General features: G+C 54.3%; 13 protein-coding genes and 1 pseudogene. 8 read left to right on the top strand and 6 right to left on the bottom strand.

The genetic code is table 11. The features are described from left to right. Positions 1 to 187 (top strand): annotated as a pseudogene (locus CFN46_RS17640) (IS481 family transposase); the annotation flags it as partial. 191 nt (positions 188 to 378) lie between these two features. Then, a complete protein-coding gene (locus CFN46_RS06545) occupies positions 379 to 1,302 on the top strand; it encodes an SUMF1/EgtB/PvdO family nonheme iron enzyme (protein ID WP_141103640.1) in 924 nt (307 codons plus the stop codon). Positions 1,303 to 1,312: 10 nt separating this feature from the next. On the opposite strand, the gene CFN46_RS06540 is transcribed toward CFN46_RS06545, so the two are convergent. After that, the gene (locus CFN46_RS06540) at positions 1,313 to 3,553 is read right to left on the bottom strand and encodes a hypothetical protein (RefSeq protein ID WP_088743017.1); all 2,241 of its coding nucleotides are present in this window, start codon (positions 3,551 to 3,553) and stop codon (positions 1,313 to 1,315) included. 34 nt (positions 3,554 to 3,587) lie between these two features. Further along, complete coding sequence (locus tag CFN46_RS06535; RefSeq protein ID WP_088743016.1) at positions 3,588 to 6,329, bottom strand: type VI secretion system Vgr family protein; 2,742 nt, start codon at positions 6,327 to 6,329, stop codon at positions 3,588 to 3,590. A 221-nt stretch (positions 6,330 to 6,550) separates the two neighbouring features. Between CFN46_RS06535 and yghX the strand changes: the two genes are divergently transcribed. After that, positions 6,551 to 7,438 (top strand): YghX family hydrolase, encoded by an 888-nt coding sequence (gene yghX / locus CFN46_RS06530; RefSeq protein ID WP_088743015.1) that lies wholly within the window; start codon positions 6,551 to 6,553, stop codon positions 7,436 to 7,438. A 23-nt stretch (positions 7,439 to 7,461) separates the two neighbouring features. Here the strand turns inward: yghX and CFN46_RS06525 are convergent, their stop codons facing one another. Next, positions 7,462 to 8,529 (bottom strand): endonuclease/exonuclease/phosphatase family protein, encoded by a 1,068-nt coding sequence (locus CFN46_RS06525; protein WP_088743014.1) that lies wholly within the window; start codon positions 8,527 to 8,529, stop codon positions 7,462 to 7,464. Positions 8,530 to 8,896: 367 nt separating this feature from the next. On the opposite strand from CFN46_RS06525, the gene thiM reads away from it, so the two are divergent. Beyond that, positions 8,897 to 9,724, top strand: a complete 828-nt coding sequence (gene thiM, locus CFN46_RS06520) for a hydroxyethylthiazole kinase (protein WP_088743013.1) — start codon at positions 8,897 to 8,899, stop codon at positions 9,722 to 9,724. Then, positions 9,714 to 10,337 carry a thiamine phosphate synthase gene (gene thiE / locus CFN46_RS06515; protein WP_088743012.1) on the top strand — a complete coding sequence of 208 codons (624 nt, stop codon included), beginning with the start codon at positions 9,714 to 9,716 and terminating at the stop codon, positions 10,335 to 10,337. Before thiM ends, thiE begins: the two co-directional genes overlap by 11 nt. 151 nt (positions 10,338 to 10,488) lie before the next feature. Here thiE and CFN46_RS06510 read toward each other — a convergent pair whose 3' ends face one another. Next, positions 10,489 to 11,421 carry a MurR/RpiR family transcriptional regulator gene (locus CFN46_RS06510; protein WP_088743011.1) on the bottom strand — a complete coding sequence of 311 codons (933 nt, stop codon included), beginning with the start codon at positions 11,419 to 11,421 and terminating at the stop codon, positions 10,489 to 10,491. Positions 11,422 to 11,633: 212 nt separating this feature from the next. On the opposite strand from CFN46_RS06510, the gene CFN46_RS06505 reads away from it, so the two are divergent. From CFN46_RS06505 to CFN46_RS06495, 3 genes are all read left to right on the top strand, one after another. Then, on the top strand, positions 11,634 to 12,962 hold the full coding sequence (locus tag CFN46_RS06505) for an aspartate aminotransferase family protein (protein WP_088743010.1): 1,329 nt from the start codon (positions 11,634 to 11,636) through the stop codon (positions 12,960 to 12,962). A gap of 87 nt (positions 12,963 to 13,049) precedes the next feature. After that, positions 13,050 to 13,625 carry a 4-carboxymuconolactone decarboxylase gene (locus tag CFN46_RS06500; RefSeq protein WP_088743009.1) on the top strand — a complete coding sequence of 192 codons (576 nt, stop codon included), beginning with the start codon at positions 13,050 to 13,052 and terminating at the stop codon, positions 13,623 to 13,625. Positions 13,626 to 13,775: 150 nt separating this feature from the next. Next, entirely contained in the window at positions 13,776 to 15,020 is a 1,245-nt protein-coding gene (locus CFN46_RS06495) for an FAD-binding oxidoreductase (RefSeq protein WP_088743008.1), read from the top strand. Between the two features lie 53 nt (positions 15,021 to 15,073). Here CFN46_RS06495 and CFN46_RS06490 read toward each other — a convergent pair whose 3' ends face one another. Both CFN46_RS06490 and CFN46_RS06485 read right to left on the bottom strand, forming a co-directional pair. Then, positions 15,074 to 16,195 carry a glycosyltransferase family 4 protein gene (locus CFN46_RS06490; RefSeq protein WP_088743007.1) on the bottom strand — a complete coding sequence of 374 codons (1,122 nt, stop codon included), beginning with the start codon at positions 16,193 to 16,195 and terminating at the stop codon, positions 15,074 to 15,076. A 362-nt stretch (positions 16,196 to 16,557) separates the two neighbouring features. Continuing rightward, positions 16,558 to 16,785 (bottom strand): hypothetical protein, encoded by a 228-nt coding sequence (locus CFN46_RS06485; protein WP_141103639.1) that lies wholly within the window; start codon positions 16,783 to 16,785, stop codon positions 16,558 to 16,560. Positions 16,786 to 17,057: the final 272 nt, after the last annotated feature.

Below are 17,057 nucleotides of genomic sequence, written 5' to 3'. Positions count from 1 at the left end.
TCGGCGCTATGACTCAAGTGAGGACTTGGAACAGACGCTCGAGCGTTATTGCTGGCTATATAACTACCACATTCCTCAGAAGGCACTACGTCACAAGGCGCCAATCGCAGCGATGAAGGAATGGCAAGCCGAACGGCCGGAGTTATTCACTAAGCTCGTAGTTAATCAGACGGGACCCGACATCTAGCAATGAATAACTGCATGAATCTTCGACACTCAACCATGAACAACTTCAACTATTAAATTTTTTAAACATCAGGTATATAAGCATCAACGGCGCCTACCATAAATACGACTGCTAATTTATAGCTTCACATTTACTTATAAACAGAGAAGTGATAGTATACTAGAGAATCTCTAACCAATTGAGTAATTATAGTGAACAATCCATCTCGCACAGTTGTCTTAGCGATGTCATTTTTACTACTTTCAGGGTGTAATGAATCTGAATCCAGTAATAAGGAACTTACTGACTCCGACCAGAAAAAAATTACGGATCTTATCAAAAAAACTGAAGCCAATATGGTTTTTGTCAAAGGAGGTACTTTCCAAATGGGTGATTTTGGGCCTATTGATGAGGGTACCAATGGCTTGCCTTATTCCGCTGACAAAGACAACAAGCCATTACATACAGTGAGTCTTGATAGTTATTCTATTTCTGCGACTCAAATATCTTATGATGATTTTGATATCTATACGTTAGCCACTGGAAAACAAACCATAAACGATAGTGGCATTGAGAAAAAATATAGAGCCCCTAATGTTCCCGCGGGTGTCACATGGGATCAAGCCAATGACTATTGCTCTTGGCTTTCCGCCAATACTGACAGCACCTACAAATTACCGACTGAAGCGCAATGGGAGTTTGCTGCGCGCTCAAGAGGACAACTTTATATTTTTGGGACAGATGATGGAACTTATGAAAGAGGAAAAAACATTCCTACACGCGAGGAAATTAGAAGAAGCACTAAATCTAACTCACTAACGTCTCCTAGCATAATAAAGTCTATACCACCAAACCCCATAGGTATTTATCAAATGGGGCTTAATGGCTTTGAATGGACTAATGATTGGTACAGTGAAACTTATTACAACACATCTCCTCAACTCAACCCTCAAGGCCCAGATAGTGGCAGTAAAAAAGTTGAAAGAGGAGGAGGATTAGGTGGAGGCCTTACGGCTAAATTCACCTTTAACCGTAGGAGTTATTTACCAGATGCAAGCTTTATAGCCCCAAATGGTGAATTAGAAACAGGAGCCATAAGAGAGCACACATTTAGATGTATGTCTACAAGCGAATAAAGTAAGATTTTTATGCATAACCAAACTCAGTATCATCAATCATACACTGAGTTTGGTTATAGCAAGGCCTCATAAAATTATAATCTACAGATGGTTGACGCAAATATTCAATACTATCATTTTTTACTACAACAGTTCCTTTTGAAGAAGCTAGCTTTAGCCGACTCTTAATCCCCTCAAGTTCTTTAGGGTAGTCACTTGAAATAGGGGAAGGGTAATCTTCCTCCCCACTGCCTAGATATTTTAATACTAGCTCCTCACCCTCTTCCCAAGAGCCTTTTGCACCATTGACGGCTTTCACGCGCTGCATTATATTTCTATACTCAGATACGGACTGAACATATCTCAAGAGTTTTATGATTGCCTCTTTTCTATCCGTCATGGTACCGAATACAGTAAATTCAGAAACTAAGACGGAGTAGTCCCTATTTGCAGGAACATATTTATCATAACTATCGCTCTTAATCAACAAAACTATCAGGTTACTTTTTGCTTCAGGAAGTAATATAGCCAACTTATCGTCATCAGAGTCTATTATAGACTGCATCACCTCAGCTCGCTTGGAAGCAGCCTTGAAATCCTTGATATAGCTTATATCATTAACTTCATCAACAATATTTGTGACAAGCTCGTTTACTTTATCTTCAACCAATGCAGTAGTAGAGTACATGAATTCAGTTATATCTTTTCCGTATGCTATAGCAAGAGTAAAGATATTAACTAATGTATCAAATGCTCCAGGCTCAATAAATGACAAGTGTACAAAGTCTGTATTTTTTAGCTGATAATATGTCCACGCTGCAAACTCACGTAAGAGCTTCGTATCTACTTCATAAGAAACTTCCCCAGAGGCACCCAAACCTAAACAAATACCAGCCTTCGCTCTAATTTTGAACCTACCATTATTATAAGAAACATTAAAGCTACCAGCAAAATTCATGCCAGCATACGCAGCTACCGCTGCGCCAGTAATAGCAAATGGCTTGAACTCATGATCTACTTCAGGGCTTTTCCATTCCAGCTGCATTCTGGAAAATGCTTCGGCTTTACCACCTATAAATGCCTCAAGTGTAGCCTCAGCCTTTTGTTCATTTTTATCTTCCTCCATCAAGATAATGGATTGCTGGCTTCCAGGAGGCCCCATAGGTACCATCTCACCTCTGGTACCTCGCGCTTTTATCCCGCCCTGAGCCACTTCAAGATCAACATTTATCTCAGCTGCGATACTTGCGCCGATGGCGCCAGACATACTGATGAATGCATGTACACGTAACATCCCAAGTTGTAGTACTTGCTTATCATCCAGTTCGTACATCAGCTTCAGGCCACCTGATGGCCGATAATAATCTATAGACCCTTTAGCTTCAAACAAGGATAACTTGGCTTCAGCATTTGCTTTTAGCCTGGCCTTGCCTTCAAGTGGCGTAAGCTCACCAGTCAAGCCACTAGCTCCATATGTCCAGCGTGCTAATTGTGCCTCACCCGATAACTCTACTTTTCCGTCACTACTCTGCTGCTTACTATCCGCCTCACTATTGTATTTGAAGTTAAGCTGTTTATTTAGCTCTTTAGTCCATTTACAGAGATCGATGGTATCTTCATCTTTTTTCAACCATTCATCAAACCATGTGAAATCTGTTTTTAAGGTTTTTGAAATAGCCTGCTCTTTCAATTGACTGTATATGGACGCCCATACTACCTCACCCTTCTCAAGCACATCGTCTGCCAAAGAGGTAGCACCATCCTGAGCTATAGTTTTCAACTCAATTTTTGATGTTAAACTATCTACTACCTGAGATCGCATATAGCACATGCGGAAACTCTGCGCATTGCCATCATTACGTCTAATAGGTATCAATTCCACGATAACATTACTTTCATTATCTAGGCTAGATAGTGATACCAAAATCTCTCTTAATGCTTGATTTGCCTTATCAACTTTCTTTTGGCCGCTAGCAATATTTTTTTCAAACTCAGTCTTATACCTAACATATTCAGGATCTTCTTCATCATAAGACATCATCATGGCTTCGTAATTACTTAAATCACCTTGAAGCCTCTCAATCTCTGCGTGATAATTTTCGACAACCGTTTCCAATAATCGTATTTCTTCCATACATGCCACTACATTTTCAGCAGGCACTTTGATTAATTTATTTCGCCCAACTGCATAGAAAAGTAATGGCGATTTACCTATTGGAGCATCCTTTCCAACGGCTACAAGCCGAGTCTGCACCTTACCCTCAGACATATCACTTCCCAGTTAAATTTTTAACAAGAATTTATTATGCAAAGTCATCTAACCGATCAAGTACATCGACTTTCATCTGCTGCGAGGAAGATGTATTTACGCGTTGTGTACGACCTTCACCGTCACTACGCCCTTCAAACACCTGTCCTTCGGCCGTTGTTATACGATACCTCGCGTACTTGAGAGGAACTTGTGTCTGTTCATCCTTCAAAGTGAAGAATTCGGAATAAATACCTTGAGGATCAGGCAAAGGAGTCAGTGATTTACTTAAACTCGTCGGCCCACCGAAGCTATGCTGTGCGCCCTTCAGATCTACCTTGCCGGGTGCGTGCAATTCAATATTGCCGCCCTTGATGCGCACATAGGCGCCTTGGCAGACCACGGCTATCTCCTTGGCCGCCGCAATGGTGACCACATCGTCCACCGACGTGATGGTCACGTCCTTCTCGGCCGTCAGGTCCATCGCATCACTTTGCGCCTGAACTTCCACCTTGCCGCGTGCGGCAAACAGCTTGATGCCGGCACGTTGCACGAACAGCGAGAACTTCTCGGAGAGCGAGGCGATCAGGCTGCGGCCGGTGGCCAAGTTGATGTCTTCGCCGCTGGTGATGCTGAGTGACTTGCCCTGCGCCAGATGGGTGGATTCCGGCGTGCTCAGCGCAATGCCCGCCGGTGAGCTGACATGCAGCCAGGGGGCGTCGAGACGTGCGGCTTCACCGCGCCCACCCGCGCTGGCGCTGGAGGCGGAGCTGCCGTCGAAATTGGTGCCGCTGTCTTCCGCGCCATAGCGACCCTGGGCATCTTCACTGGCCTGCTTGAGGTTGACGCGCGACTCGAGCGCTTCTGCGTTGTGGCTGGCAGCACTCTCGCTGAGTGTATTGGAGAGCTGATAGGCGCTGGCCAATTGTTGCTGAGCGGGCGTGAGGTCGAGTTGTTCGCCACTGGCGGCGATCTGCCCCCAGCTGGTCAGCAGCAGGCCCTGATGCGCGCGGATGGCGCCATAGGCGTCCGAGCGCAGCTCGAAGCCGGTACCGCGGAAGCTGCCGCGTGTGTTGCCTTGCTGGTGGATCAAGTAGCCGAGGTTGAGCTGGGACTTCTCGTGCTCCGAATTCAGGCGCACACGCTCCTGATCGGTGGCGTCATCGAACACCAGCTCGTTGTACTTGTTGCCGCGGTAGGTCTTGCTCTTGAGGCCGGAGAGCAGGCCATTGGAGTGCCATTGCGGCGTCTGGTCGCCGTTGTAGACCCGTCCGGTGATCAGCGGCCGATCGGCATCGCCTTCGAGGAAATCGACGATGACTTCCTGGCCGATACGCGGCACGAACACACTGCCCCAGCCAGCACCGGCGTTGGGTTGCGCGACACGCAGCCAGCAGCTGACATCGGCGGCGCCCTTCTCGCTGCGGTCCCAATGGAACTGCACGCGCACGCGGTTGAGCGAATCGGTGTGTATCTCTTCATTCTCAGGCCCGACGACGATCGCGGTCTGCGGGCCACCAAGATTGGGGCGCGGATGATCGAGCGACGGACGATACGGCTGGCTGAGGCGCTGGGATTCAAAGTCGATCAGGTACTGGCCGGTACCGACATCGGCGTAGTCGTCCTGTGCATCACTCTCGAGACCATGCGCCTGCCGCGCCTGGGCCATACGCGTTTGCAGGCTGCCCGGTAGCGCCTTGAGGTGCGCGGAGACCGGCAACGCATTCTCGGCGCAGACGGTCAGACCCAGCACCAGGAATTCGCGCTCACTGGAATCGCCGTCTTCATGGCGGGCGTGCTGGCTAAGCTCGAACCAGCGGCCGACCTTCAACTGGCGGGTGCCCCCGGCACCGTAAAAGCGCTTGGCGCGGGATTCATGGGCCTCGAGGCGATTGACGGTCAGGCGTTCGCCGCGCGAGTGATCGTCGAAATAGTACTCGCCGGGATAGTCGTAGACTTCCTGCTCGCTAAGGTTGCCTTGATCGCTTCGCGTATCCTGGCCGGAGCGTTTCTCCAGGCCCGGCTGCTTGTAATCAAACGTCCCGAGGCTGACGCGAGTCGGTTGCTGCTGACGGCGACCGCTCCACTGGGTGATGGAGTCCTCAAGCTCGGTGGCATCCTGACGATGGAAGCGGATGACTTGCGGCTCAACCGGCGCACAGGTCGCGACATCATCGGTGATGACAAGGCGGTGGCCATTGAAGTCGCTGTCGTCAGAGGCGTGTTCGAAGTAATAGAACAGCCCTTCCTGCTCCATCAGGCGATTGACGAACTGGAAGTCGCTTTCGCGATACTGCACGCAGTAGCTGCGCGCCGGGTACTCGCGGCGTAAATCCAGCCGCCAGCCACCCTGCGCTTCGCCTTGGGCGATGGCGTGGTTCGAGAAGACCGACTCGATCACCTCAACCGCGCTCACGTCTTGGAAGATGCGGCTGTCACGACCTAGCTTGAGCATCGAAAGCCACGGCACCAGCGTCAATTGGTAATAGAAGACGCCACCATCCTCGCCAAGCAGCGCGGCCGATTCGACCAACCCGGAGAGCTTGCGATAGTCGCCATTCGCTTGACGCACTGACAGCACAGCGGACTGCGCCATCAGCGTCTTGAGTTCGATATCGCCGTTTTGTGAGATGCAGTCAAGCGTGTAGGCGAAGGGCCGTGATAGGCGCTCTTCTGCCACCAGACGATGAGGAATGAAGTCTGCGTCACTCATCTCCAGAGTGAGCAGGCGCTCATTCTGACTCAGTGAGATATCAAATGACGACAGTAAAGAATCCAGCACCCATGAATCCGACATATTCAGCGTCCCTGGCATTTAACGTAGGCGGTTGCCTCGCTGCGGATGACCGTCCCTGGCTCTCAGCGATGCGGCATAGCATATAGGAATGAATGCATAGAGTTAATGGCAGCGTTACGCCGCACTACTGCATGTGCTGTGCGATAGCATCAATAGTAGAACGCTCGACTCGCTGGATAAGGGTGCTATGTTCAAAGCTCCATTGAACGCAGGAGTCTGACATGACCCGCCTGACCGCAAAGGATTTCGCTCCCGAACTGCTGGAGCTGTATGACGGATATGTGCACGGCAACATCAGCCGACGGCAGTTCCTGGATGGCGCCGCGGCATTCGCGGTGGCGGGATTGACGGCAACATCGATTCTGGCCAGCTTGAGCCCGAATTACGCACTGGCCTCACAGGTGGAATTCACAGACCCCGATATCGTGGCCGAATACATCACTTATCCCTCTCCCGATGGCCACGGCGAAGTGCGCGGGTATCTGGTCAAGCCTGCCAATGTGATCGGCTCGCTGCCCGGTGTGGTGGTAGTACACGAGAACCGTGGACTCAACCCGTACATCGAGGACGTCGCGCGTCGCGTCGCCAAGGCGGGCTACATCGCGCTGGCACCGGACGGACTGAGTTCCGTGGGTGGCTATCCGGGCAATGATCCCAAGGGCAAGGAACTACAGGCTCAGATTGATCCCGAGAAGCTGATGAACGACTTCTTCGCGGCCATTGAATACCTGATGGCCGAGGGACGCACCACCGGCAAGATCGGCATCACCGGCTTCTGCTATGGCGGAGGAGTATCGAATGCCGCGGCCGTGGCCTACCCCGAACTCGCCTGTGCCGTACCCTTCTACGGACGCCAACCGCGCGCCGAAGAAGTGGCCGCTATCAAGGCACCCCTGCTGTTGCAATACGCGCAGAATGACGAACGCGTCAATGCTGGCTGGCCTGCCTACGAAGCCGCGCTGAAAGCCAACGACAAGGTCTATGAGGCCTATATCTACCCAGGCACCAGTCACGGCTTCCATAATGACTCCACTCCACGCTACGACGAAGAGGCTGCCACGCTCGCCTGGGACAGAACGCTTGAATGGTTTGCCAAATACCTGACATAAATCGCGGTAATGGCATCAAATTATCAACTGCACAGCAATCCACTCGCCACTATCTTGTCGACAGTGCCTTTGCCGATACCGCGAATGCGGGTCAACTGACTTGAGGAGGCCCAGGGACGGTGGTCGATGATGTAGGCAGCGCGCACTGGCCCGATATTAGGCAACTGATCGAGCTGTGCAGTATTGGCGGTGTTGAGATCGACACAGATATTCGACGAGTGGGCGGCCTTGGCAGACCGGCTAGCGAGTGCAGCTACCTGCGTCGCGCCGCCAGCTGGCTGCATGGCTAGCGAGCCACCGTCCAACGCCATATAGACCGGCGCGTGATCCGAGACATCAGCTCGGGCAGTCTTGTGGGTGATACCCAGATATGCCGGAAAGCGGAAGACATCTCCTCTGGCCTTGGGCCACTCACCGGGAACGAACCAGATATTGTCGTACAGACTGGCATAACGGCCATCGGTACTGGAGAGCGTAGTGGCACCCTTGGTAATGAGCGGACGCAAGCCAAGCGCACGCAGATCTCCCCAAGCAGATTCAGAGGGCGCCATGTTGAAATCACCCATGATGATGGCCGGAGCCCTCGGTGTGATCTCTTTCATCAAGTCATAGATATCGGCCAGCGCATGGATTTCAGGCGCTCGATCCGCTTTGCTATCGCCATACAGAATATGCACATTGGCGACGCTGAACGTCTTGCCAGTCCCTTTCTCCACGAAGGTTGCGATCAGTGGTTCACGCGCGAATACATCCTGCGTATCCAGATACACCGCTGCTCCACCGTGATACGCGATTGTCTTCTCACGGTATAGATAGGCATAGCGCTCCTGATAAGAACTTCTTCCTACCTCATGGCTGACAAGACTTCCCCAGTCATCGCCGGTAAGTGCTTCGAGTCGATGCTCCAGATCACTAACGACACCATCCTTCATCACTTCTTGCAGGCCGATAAGGTCCATGTGTTGCGCAACCGCTGTCACTTCTTCCAGCCGCTTGCCGTTATTCCAACCTGCGTGCTTTAGATTCCAGGTAGAGATGACAGCATCAGCATGACTCAGCGCTGAGACAGCCAGCAGCAGTGACAACAGCATACTTTTACACGCCAAACTCGACCATCGTCCCACATTGCTTATCCGTATCACGCAGCATTCCCTAGCGATTCATGTTCATAAAAAACCATTAACCGGCTGTATTTTATGAATTTAACGCTAAGGTTTATAGAACAATAATGTTATTAATCACTAAATATCTTGATTATGTTCTCTTGATATTCTGGTAGCACCCATCGCGGTGGCTCTGCTCAGCCGCGATCTACCGATTCTGATGCCTGCACATCAACGTCACCTTGCCCTCATTGATCACACTCTTAGGGCTTACTGGCTTGACCTTTCAGAGGAACCTTTTACTCTCCTCTCTCGCTTTTCACCTTGGCACTGCATTCACCTACCACGAGTTCTCATGGCCATTTCATTATCGTGCCCACCAGGCAGCCAACTAGAGCGCCTGCGTCAGACCACCCCGCTGGTGCACAACATCACCAATCATGTCGCCATGACACCAAGCGCCAATACGTTGTTGGCTATCGGTGCCTCGCCATTGATGGCGCATGCACTGGAAGAAATTCAGGACATAGTGCGAGTCGCCGATGTGTTGTGTATCAACATCGGGACGCTGTCAGTGCCGTGGATTGAAGCCATGCAACTGGCTGCTGAAGCAGCGCATCTTGCTGGCAAGCCGTGGGTGTTGGACCCCGTCGGTGTCGGCGCCTCCCTGCTACGCCAGCAAACCTGCCGCGTACTGCTCGATCATCAGCCCAGCGTGATTCGTGGCAATGCCTCCGAAATACTGGCACTGGCAGGTGAGGCCAGTCAGAGCCGCGGCGTGGATAGCGGTGATGACGCCGAAGATGCGATTGTCCGCGCGACTCAGACTGCGATATCACTCGCACAACAGCACGGTTGCGTGGTCGCGATGACAGGCCTTGTTGACGTGGTGACAGATGGCAAGCAATTGATTCGCATCACTGGCGGGCATCCCCTGATGGGACGCGTGACGGCGATGGGCTGCGCCCTTAGCAGTGTTGTCGCGGCCTTCATTGCTGCTAACGATGAGCCACTAAGTGCCACTGCCTCGGCATTAGCCTGTTACGCTTATGCCGGAGAGTGCGCGGGGTATCACGCCACAGGCCCGGGCAGCTTTGTGCCCGCGTTTCTGGACACCCTCTATACCCTCGATGGCGAAACACCCCCTCTTGAAACGCGTATGGAGATAACCAATGTCGCTTGATCTATCCCTTTATCTGGTCACGGACCCCACGCTGTGTGCCGGACGCGGGCTGGAGGCTACCGTGATGGCCGCAGTACGTGGCGGCGTCAGTGTCGTGCAGCTACGCGACAAGCATGCCAGCGACGCCGAGATGATCGTGCAGGCCAAGCGCCTGAAAGTGCTGCTGGAGGACTATGGTGTGCCACTGATCATCAATGATCGACTCGAGGTCGCACTGGCTAGTGGCGCAGATGGTCTGCATATCGGTCAGGGTGACGGCGATCCTGCTGAGGCGCGCCGCGTACTGGGCGATGATGCTCTGATCGGCCTGTCAGTCCAGACGCTTGAACAGCTGGCACAGGTCGATGCCGAACACCTCGATTACCTCGGGTTGGGGCCGGTATTTGCGACTGCGACCAAGCCGGACCACGCAGCACCGCTGGGAATCGAGGGGCTGGCACGCCTGGTACGCGCAAGCCCGCTGCCCACTGTCGCGATCGGCGGCCTTTCACTGCTCAATGCGCGTGAAATCATGGCCAGCGGTACCGACGGGGTAGCCGTTGTCTCAGCACTCTGCACCGCAGCAGATCCGTCAGCTGCCGCTCAGGAGTTTCTGGCCCAGTACCCCTTCTGATTTCCTGGCCACTCGTGTGAAGAACACGCGTGGCCAGAGACAGACACTTCAAAGCCTGCCTCTCTTCTCAGGGGCAGGCTTTGGTGTTTTCATCTTTCGGATTCACTCACTCCATGTCAGTCAACGGTTGGCTCCGCTGCCGAAGACTGCATCAGGACAGCGCGCCATTCAGCTCCGAGATGATCGCTTCGCGCTGCTTGAGCGATTCGACGCCCTCCTCCCCCAGCTTGCTGGCCACTTCACTCAATAGCCCTTCCGCCAGGAACATGAACGCACTCATGCTATTGCTGTAGAACAAGCTGTGGTTGGGCACATGGAAGCTATGCAGTGCCAGCGTTTCCAGCGGTGAGCTGGCCGAATCTGTCAATGCCACTACCTTGATGCCGCGCTTGATGGCCACCTGCGCACAGGCCACCACGCTGGGTGTATAGGGAAAGCAGCTCGCCACCACCAGTACATCTCCTTCTTCCAGCTGCGCCAGTGCATCGGCGACCCCCTGACGACTGGCATCCAACGGCGCCACATTCGCCCGTAACATGCCCAGTCCATAAGCCATGAACAGCGCCAACGAATTGAACTGGCGCATGCCGTGCAGCCGTACTCTTGGCGCGTCTGCCAATAATCGCGTCACCGCCTCGAATGTCTGGGGGTCTACTCTCTCCAGCATGCCCACAATGTTGGCACTCTCCTGTCGCCCTAATCGAGTCAGCTGCGCCATCGAGGTATTGTCATCGCCACGTGCCAGCAGCTGAGACGCCTGCTCACTATAGAAATGCCGACCCTCGGTCACTTCGCGTCGAAAGACATCCTGAAACTTGCTGAAACCTTCATAGCCCAGCCGCTGCGCCAGACGTGAGAAGGTCGAGGCATTCACCCCCAGCCACTCCGCCAACTGGCTGATGGACGAGACCGCAGTACGCTGCGGCGACTCGATCAGGCTACTCAGCACCCGCCGCGAGCTATTGCCGAGTCGAAGTTCCACCTCACGTCGGTCGATCGCCTCCAGCAACTGCTTCAGCCCCAAGACTGTGTCAGGGGGCGTTAGCGCAAGGCGAGTCGATGTCGTGGCAGGAGGAATAGCCATGAGGAAAATCCTGTGGATGCTGATAAGAAGGCACGCCGCACGCGACGCGTAAAGAGGAAGGTACCACCTTTCGCGATGCACCATTCTCCAAACACGATGCGCAAACATTAATTGCATATTACACAAATGCATCTATTATTTGCATTTACAGGTCATTACTTCCCGTCTCGCAAGACACCCGCGTCGAGAGAGACAAGCCGCCGGAGACCCGCATGAGTCATGTATTCCATCGTCACCTGAACCAGGACTATCCGACCGCCGTCAAGGGCGATGGCCCTTACCTGATCGATAGCCAGGGGCGTCGCTACCTGGATGCCAGTGGTGGTGCTGCGGTGTCATGCCTCGGCCATAGCGATGGTGATGTCATCAAGGCCATCCAGGATCAGGTCGGCACCATGGCGTACGCGCACAGCTCATTCTTTACCTCTGAGCCAATGGAAGAGCTGGCCGATTTCCTGATCGACCGCGCTCCCGAAGGGCTTGAATCGGTCTACTTCGTCTCGGGAGGGTCAGAGGCGGTCGAAGCTGCGCTCAAGCTGGCGCGCCAGTATTTCATCGAGATCGGTCAGCCGCAGCGCAAGCATCTGATTGCTCGTCGTCAGAGCTATCACGGCAATACGCTGGGCGCCTTGGCCACCGGTGGTAACGCCTGGCGACGTCAGCAGTTCGAGCCGCTGCTGATCAATGTCAGTCATGTCAGCCCCTGTTACGCCTATCGGGAACAATGCACGGATGAGACACCCGAGGCAATGGGGATTCGTCTCGCCGCGGAGCTTGAGGAGGAAATCCTGCGCCTGGGCGCCGAGAACGTGATGGCCTTCGTCGCAGAGCCGGTCGTCGGTGCCACCCTGGGTGCCGTCACGGCGGTACCGGGCTACTTCAAGCGCATCCGTGAGGTGTGTGATCGCTACGGAGTACTGCTGATTCTCGATGAGGTGATGTGTGGCATGGGCCGTACCGGCAGCCTGTTTGCTGCCGAGCAGGAAGGGATAAGCGCCGACTTGATCACCATCGCCAAAGGTCTGGGTGCCGGTTACCAACCGATTGGCGCGACCCTGGTCAGTGGCAAGATTCGTGATGCCATCGCCAATGGCTCCGGCTTCTTCCAGCATGGCCATACCTATATCGGCCACGCGACGGCTTGCGCGGCGGCCCTCGCGGTACAACAGGCCATTGAATCGCGTGGCCTGCTCGCGCGCGTCAATCATCTTGGTGATGGATTGCAGGCACGCCTCAAGGAACGCTTCGCCCAGCACGTCAACATCGGCGACATTCGTGGTCGTGGCTTGTTTCAGGGACTGGAGCTGGTGACTGACCGCACGAAAAAGACGCCCTTTGACCCGGCGCTGAAGTTACATGCCCGTATCAAGAAAGCCGCCATGGCCGAAGGTCTGATGTGCTATCCGATGGGCGGTACGCTCGATGGGCGCCAGGGCGACCACATCCTGCTGGCCCCACCCTTCATTCTCGACAATACGCATCTCGATGAGATCACGCTGAAACTCGGCAACGCGATTGATACGGCACTGGCAAGCCTCTAGACATGAAAACTCATGTATTCATGCGTCGCACTCAACGACAAGCTTCTATGAACATTCCCATCCCAGACACTATTCGGAATTCACGACATGGCCATTCACTCCCGCTTATCCGAGCTTGACGAAGCCTCGATGAGCGATGCCCAGCACGAGGTGCTCAGCGAGATTCTCAGCGGACCTCGTGGCAATCTCGATGGCCCATTTCTGGCCTGGATTCACAGCCCGCAGCTGGCCAATCATGCCCAACGCCTCGGTGCCTTCTGCCGCTATGCGACAGGGCTTGAGCTACGCCTGAGTGAGCTGGCCATTCTTGTCACTGCCGTGTGGTGGAAATCCCAGGCCGAATGGCAGATTCACGCGCCGATCGCTGAAAAGGCGGGTCTGTCATCGCAGACCATCGAGGCACTGCATCTCGAGCAGACGCCAGACTTCATCAAGGCCGATGAGCAGCTGATCTACCGTTTCACCCGCGCACTCTACGAGACACGTCGTGTTGATGACGTGCTCTACGCCGAGGCGGTCGCGATGTTTGGTGAGTCAGTGGTCGTTGAGCTGGTCGGCGTGCTGGGATATTACGCACTGGTGGCCATGACACTGAACACCTTCGCCGTACGGCGTGACAGCGAGACAGCGCTTCCGTTTGCCGAGCCCACCCCGACCGCCTGAGCCTAAACCCTCGGTGCAGTCATGCGCTTCTGCCAATACAGGCTTGCTCGCGCCTTACTATCACGGCATTCTCAAAAAAACGCCCTGCCATGCAGGGCGTTTTCATCAATGTGCTCTAGAGCCCTCTTATAACAACAAGGCGTGCAATTCATGAGTGATTTCGAGCGCACGGAAGTCGCGGTCATCGGGGCCGGTGCGGTGGGTGTCGCCTGTGCCTTATGGCTACGCCGCGCAGGACATGAAGTGACATTGATTGAGCGCGAGACAATTGCCAGCGGCACCTCCTACGGCAACGCCAGTACCCTGGCAGACTATGGTTGCCTGCCCATCGCGCGCCCGGAAATCTGGGGCAGCATTCCGACACTGCTGTTTTCACCCGCCTCCCCCTTCGTCATCAACTGGAGCCGCTTGCCACGCCTTTCGCCGTGGTTGATGCGCTTTCTGGGCCAGTGCAACGCTACGCGCTTTCGCGCCAACAGTGAGGTACTCGCCCAGCTATTGAGTAGCGCCTACGACGATTATCAGCCGCTATTTGATGAGACGCCCGATGCCACACAGCTGATTCAGCGCCGCGGCTGTCTGTATTCCTATGGTGAGGCCAAAAACCTGAACGCCGCGCACGGCGATATCACGCTGCGTGAGCAACTGGGTATTCAGCAACAGGTGCTGACGGCAGAGGAAATGATCGCACTGGAACCGGCGATGGACGGGCATACCGCAGGCGGGATCTTGTTCCCAAGCTCCAGTCATCTGGATGACCCGCAGGTATTTGTCGAGACATTGGCAGCGCCACTGCTCAATGAAGGCCGTATGGTGCAGGCCGAAGTGGTCGCGCTGACACAACGTAGCGAAGGTCTGTTGCTACGCTACGCGGATGGTCGCACGCTACTGGCAGACCGCGTGGTATTGGCAGGCGGCGCTTGGTCGGCGGGGCTTGCTCGCCAGGTAGGAGACCGTATCCCACTGGATACCGAGCGTGGCTATCACGTCGAATTTGATCTTGAACAGTCACCGCTGACACGTCCGACATGTCCGGTGGAAAGTGCGTTCTACATGACGCCGCTACGTGGCCGCCTGCGGGCGGCGGGCACCGTCGAGTTGGGGTCGCTCAATGATCCCGCCAATCCTGCACGCCTGCGCTATATCGAGTCACGCGTGCGCCATATCCTGGGGCTCAAGGAAGCCATCGCGCGTAGCTGGCTGGGCTTTCGCCCGACGCTGCCGGATTCACTGCCGGTCATCGGTCCATCCCCGCGTGAACCCCGCCTGATCTATGCTTTTGGCCATCAACATATTGGCCTGACACTGGCGGGCGTGACGGGGCGACTGGTGTCCGATTGTTTAGCCAAAAGCTCACCGGAATGGCTTAAGTCTTGCTCAGCAGAACGCTTTTAACTCTGAATTCATGCAACAAGCACGGCACTTGAGCATTGCACTGTCATGAATCATCAGGCTCCATCCGCCGATTCATTGAGATGCGGCGACAAGCGCGTCAATAGCTGCCCCCACTGACTGCATAGAGTGTCCGCGTCATAGCGCGCAGCATTTTCTCGGGCAAGTGCTGACATTGCATCACGGCGGACGGGGTCCTGAATCAGCGCACTCACTTCGTGTGCCAAGGCCTCAGCGTCGTCAACATTGACCAGCACACCGCTACCACATGCCAGTATCTCGGCCGGACCGGTTTCACAGTCCGTCGACACCACCGGCAGACCAAAGTGCTGAGCCTCCAGCAGCGTCATGGGCAAGCCTTCCCAGCGCGAGCTCATCGCGAACAACGCTGCCTGTCGATACTCGACCTCTACCGCAGAGGTACGCCCGACAAAGACAATGCTGTCATCGAGGCCGAGTGTCTCAGCCTGCGCCTTGAGACTGGCTTCATCCTCTCCCCAGCCCACGATGCGTAACTGCCAGGCCGGATGCTCTCGGGCGACAATCGCCCAGGCACGCAGCAGTACATCAAAGCCCTTCTGTTCGGTCAGGCGCCCCACCGCCAGCACAATCCGCGAGGATCTTGAGTCCATGGCCGTGATGTCAGAAAGCGGCAATGCAAAGCGCGGCACAGGATTCCAGATCGCCTGTACCTTGTTACCGAGTCGGTATCGCTCTTGCCAGGCAAGGGCATCACGCTCCGTGAGCACGACAATGGAATCGGCAAGACGCACCGCAGCTGAACGCCCGATCGAACGTAAACGCGAACCGTGATTCGTCGTGAGGTTGAAATGCTCCCAGCAAATCATGCGAGCACGGATAAACGGTGCCCAGGGCGCGCAGAACGCAAACAACACCGAATCGACCAACACCACAATGTCAGCCTGTTGCCTACGGATATTCGACAACAGCGCTGAGCTAATCCCTAACGCTCGCCGCGCGCCGCCCTGAGCCTCCTTGAGACCCAGTGCGCAGGTGGTAATGGCAGGCTCCAGTTGAAAGGACGTCGTTGCGGGCCCGAACAGGCTGGCGATCACGACATCATGCCCCGCCCGTACCAGACCACTACCTATCTCACACGTAACACGCTCGGTACCTCCATCGCTGGATAAGTTGCCAACGATAAACAGAATCTTCATTTTTCATGCGCTCCATGCTTGAAAACTTGTGCGCGCGGCCTATCCATGCAGGCTGATCCAGACAAACTGATCCAGACAAACTAATCCAGACAAACTAATCCAGACAAACTGATCCAGAAAAACTCTGATGCAATCAACAGAGACACCAGGCATGTCTATCTCGGGCGCAGAAAAAACCCGCCCTCGATAAGCATCGGTGGCGGGATATAGTGAGAAAGTATCAAAGGGGGAAAATGCGAAAAAAGATCTCTGCATCAATATCTTCAACAGACCCATCAAAAAGTCAGCCTGAGCGGCATCACTAGATCAGGGCCTAACCACACTCACAGGCGAGTGCAGCAATGATGATGCTGATGTCAGCATTAGCGCCGCTGCGTAGCTGCGCGTTGCGGGTCTGCGCTGTCACTGTCACTGTCGAGCACGCGCTTGGTAGTCCTCGCGTGTAACGCTTCGGTGGAAACTTGATGAATGATACCGCAGTCTTCGCAATGGTACTGAGGCGCATGGCCAGCCAATCGCTGCCACCAGTGACGCTTGACACGATGCACACTGGCGCCCCCACATTGGGTGCAGAAACGATATCCACTCATGATGACTCTCTGCTCTCTATTCTCTGTAATTACGGGCACGCCTCGGGATCGTGTATGTCACTCAGAGGCTCGTAACATGACGATGGGGAATAACGACATGGTCAAGCCCAGACGGAAAGCCTGGTGCCTTGATGACATCAGCCGATGACAGGCCTTCGCTAATCACATATAAGGAATGTCGCTAGTATGCGTGTTTTGTCCAGCAGCGGTTTCTGATATTCCCCCCACTGTCGAGACGCAAATTCATCATTCTTTCTCAGCATCCGGCATGG

It is taken from the genome of Cobetia sp. QF-1, assembly GCF_002213105.1.
Lineage (GTDB): Bacteria > Pseudomonadota > Gammaproteobacteria > Pseudomonadales > Halomonadaceae > Cobetia > Cobetia crustatorum.
Note: the sequence above shows the minus strand (reverse complement) of the source record. Positions and strands in the feature narration are given on the sequence as shown.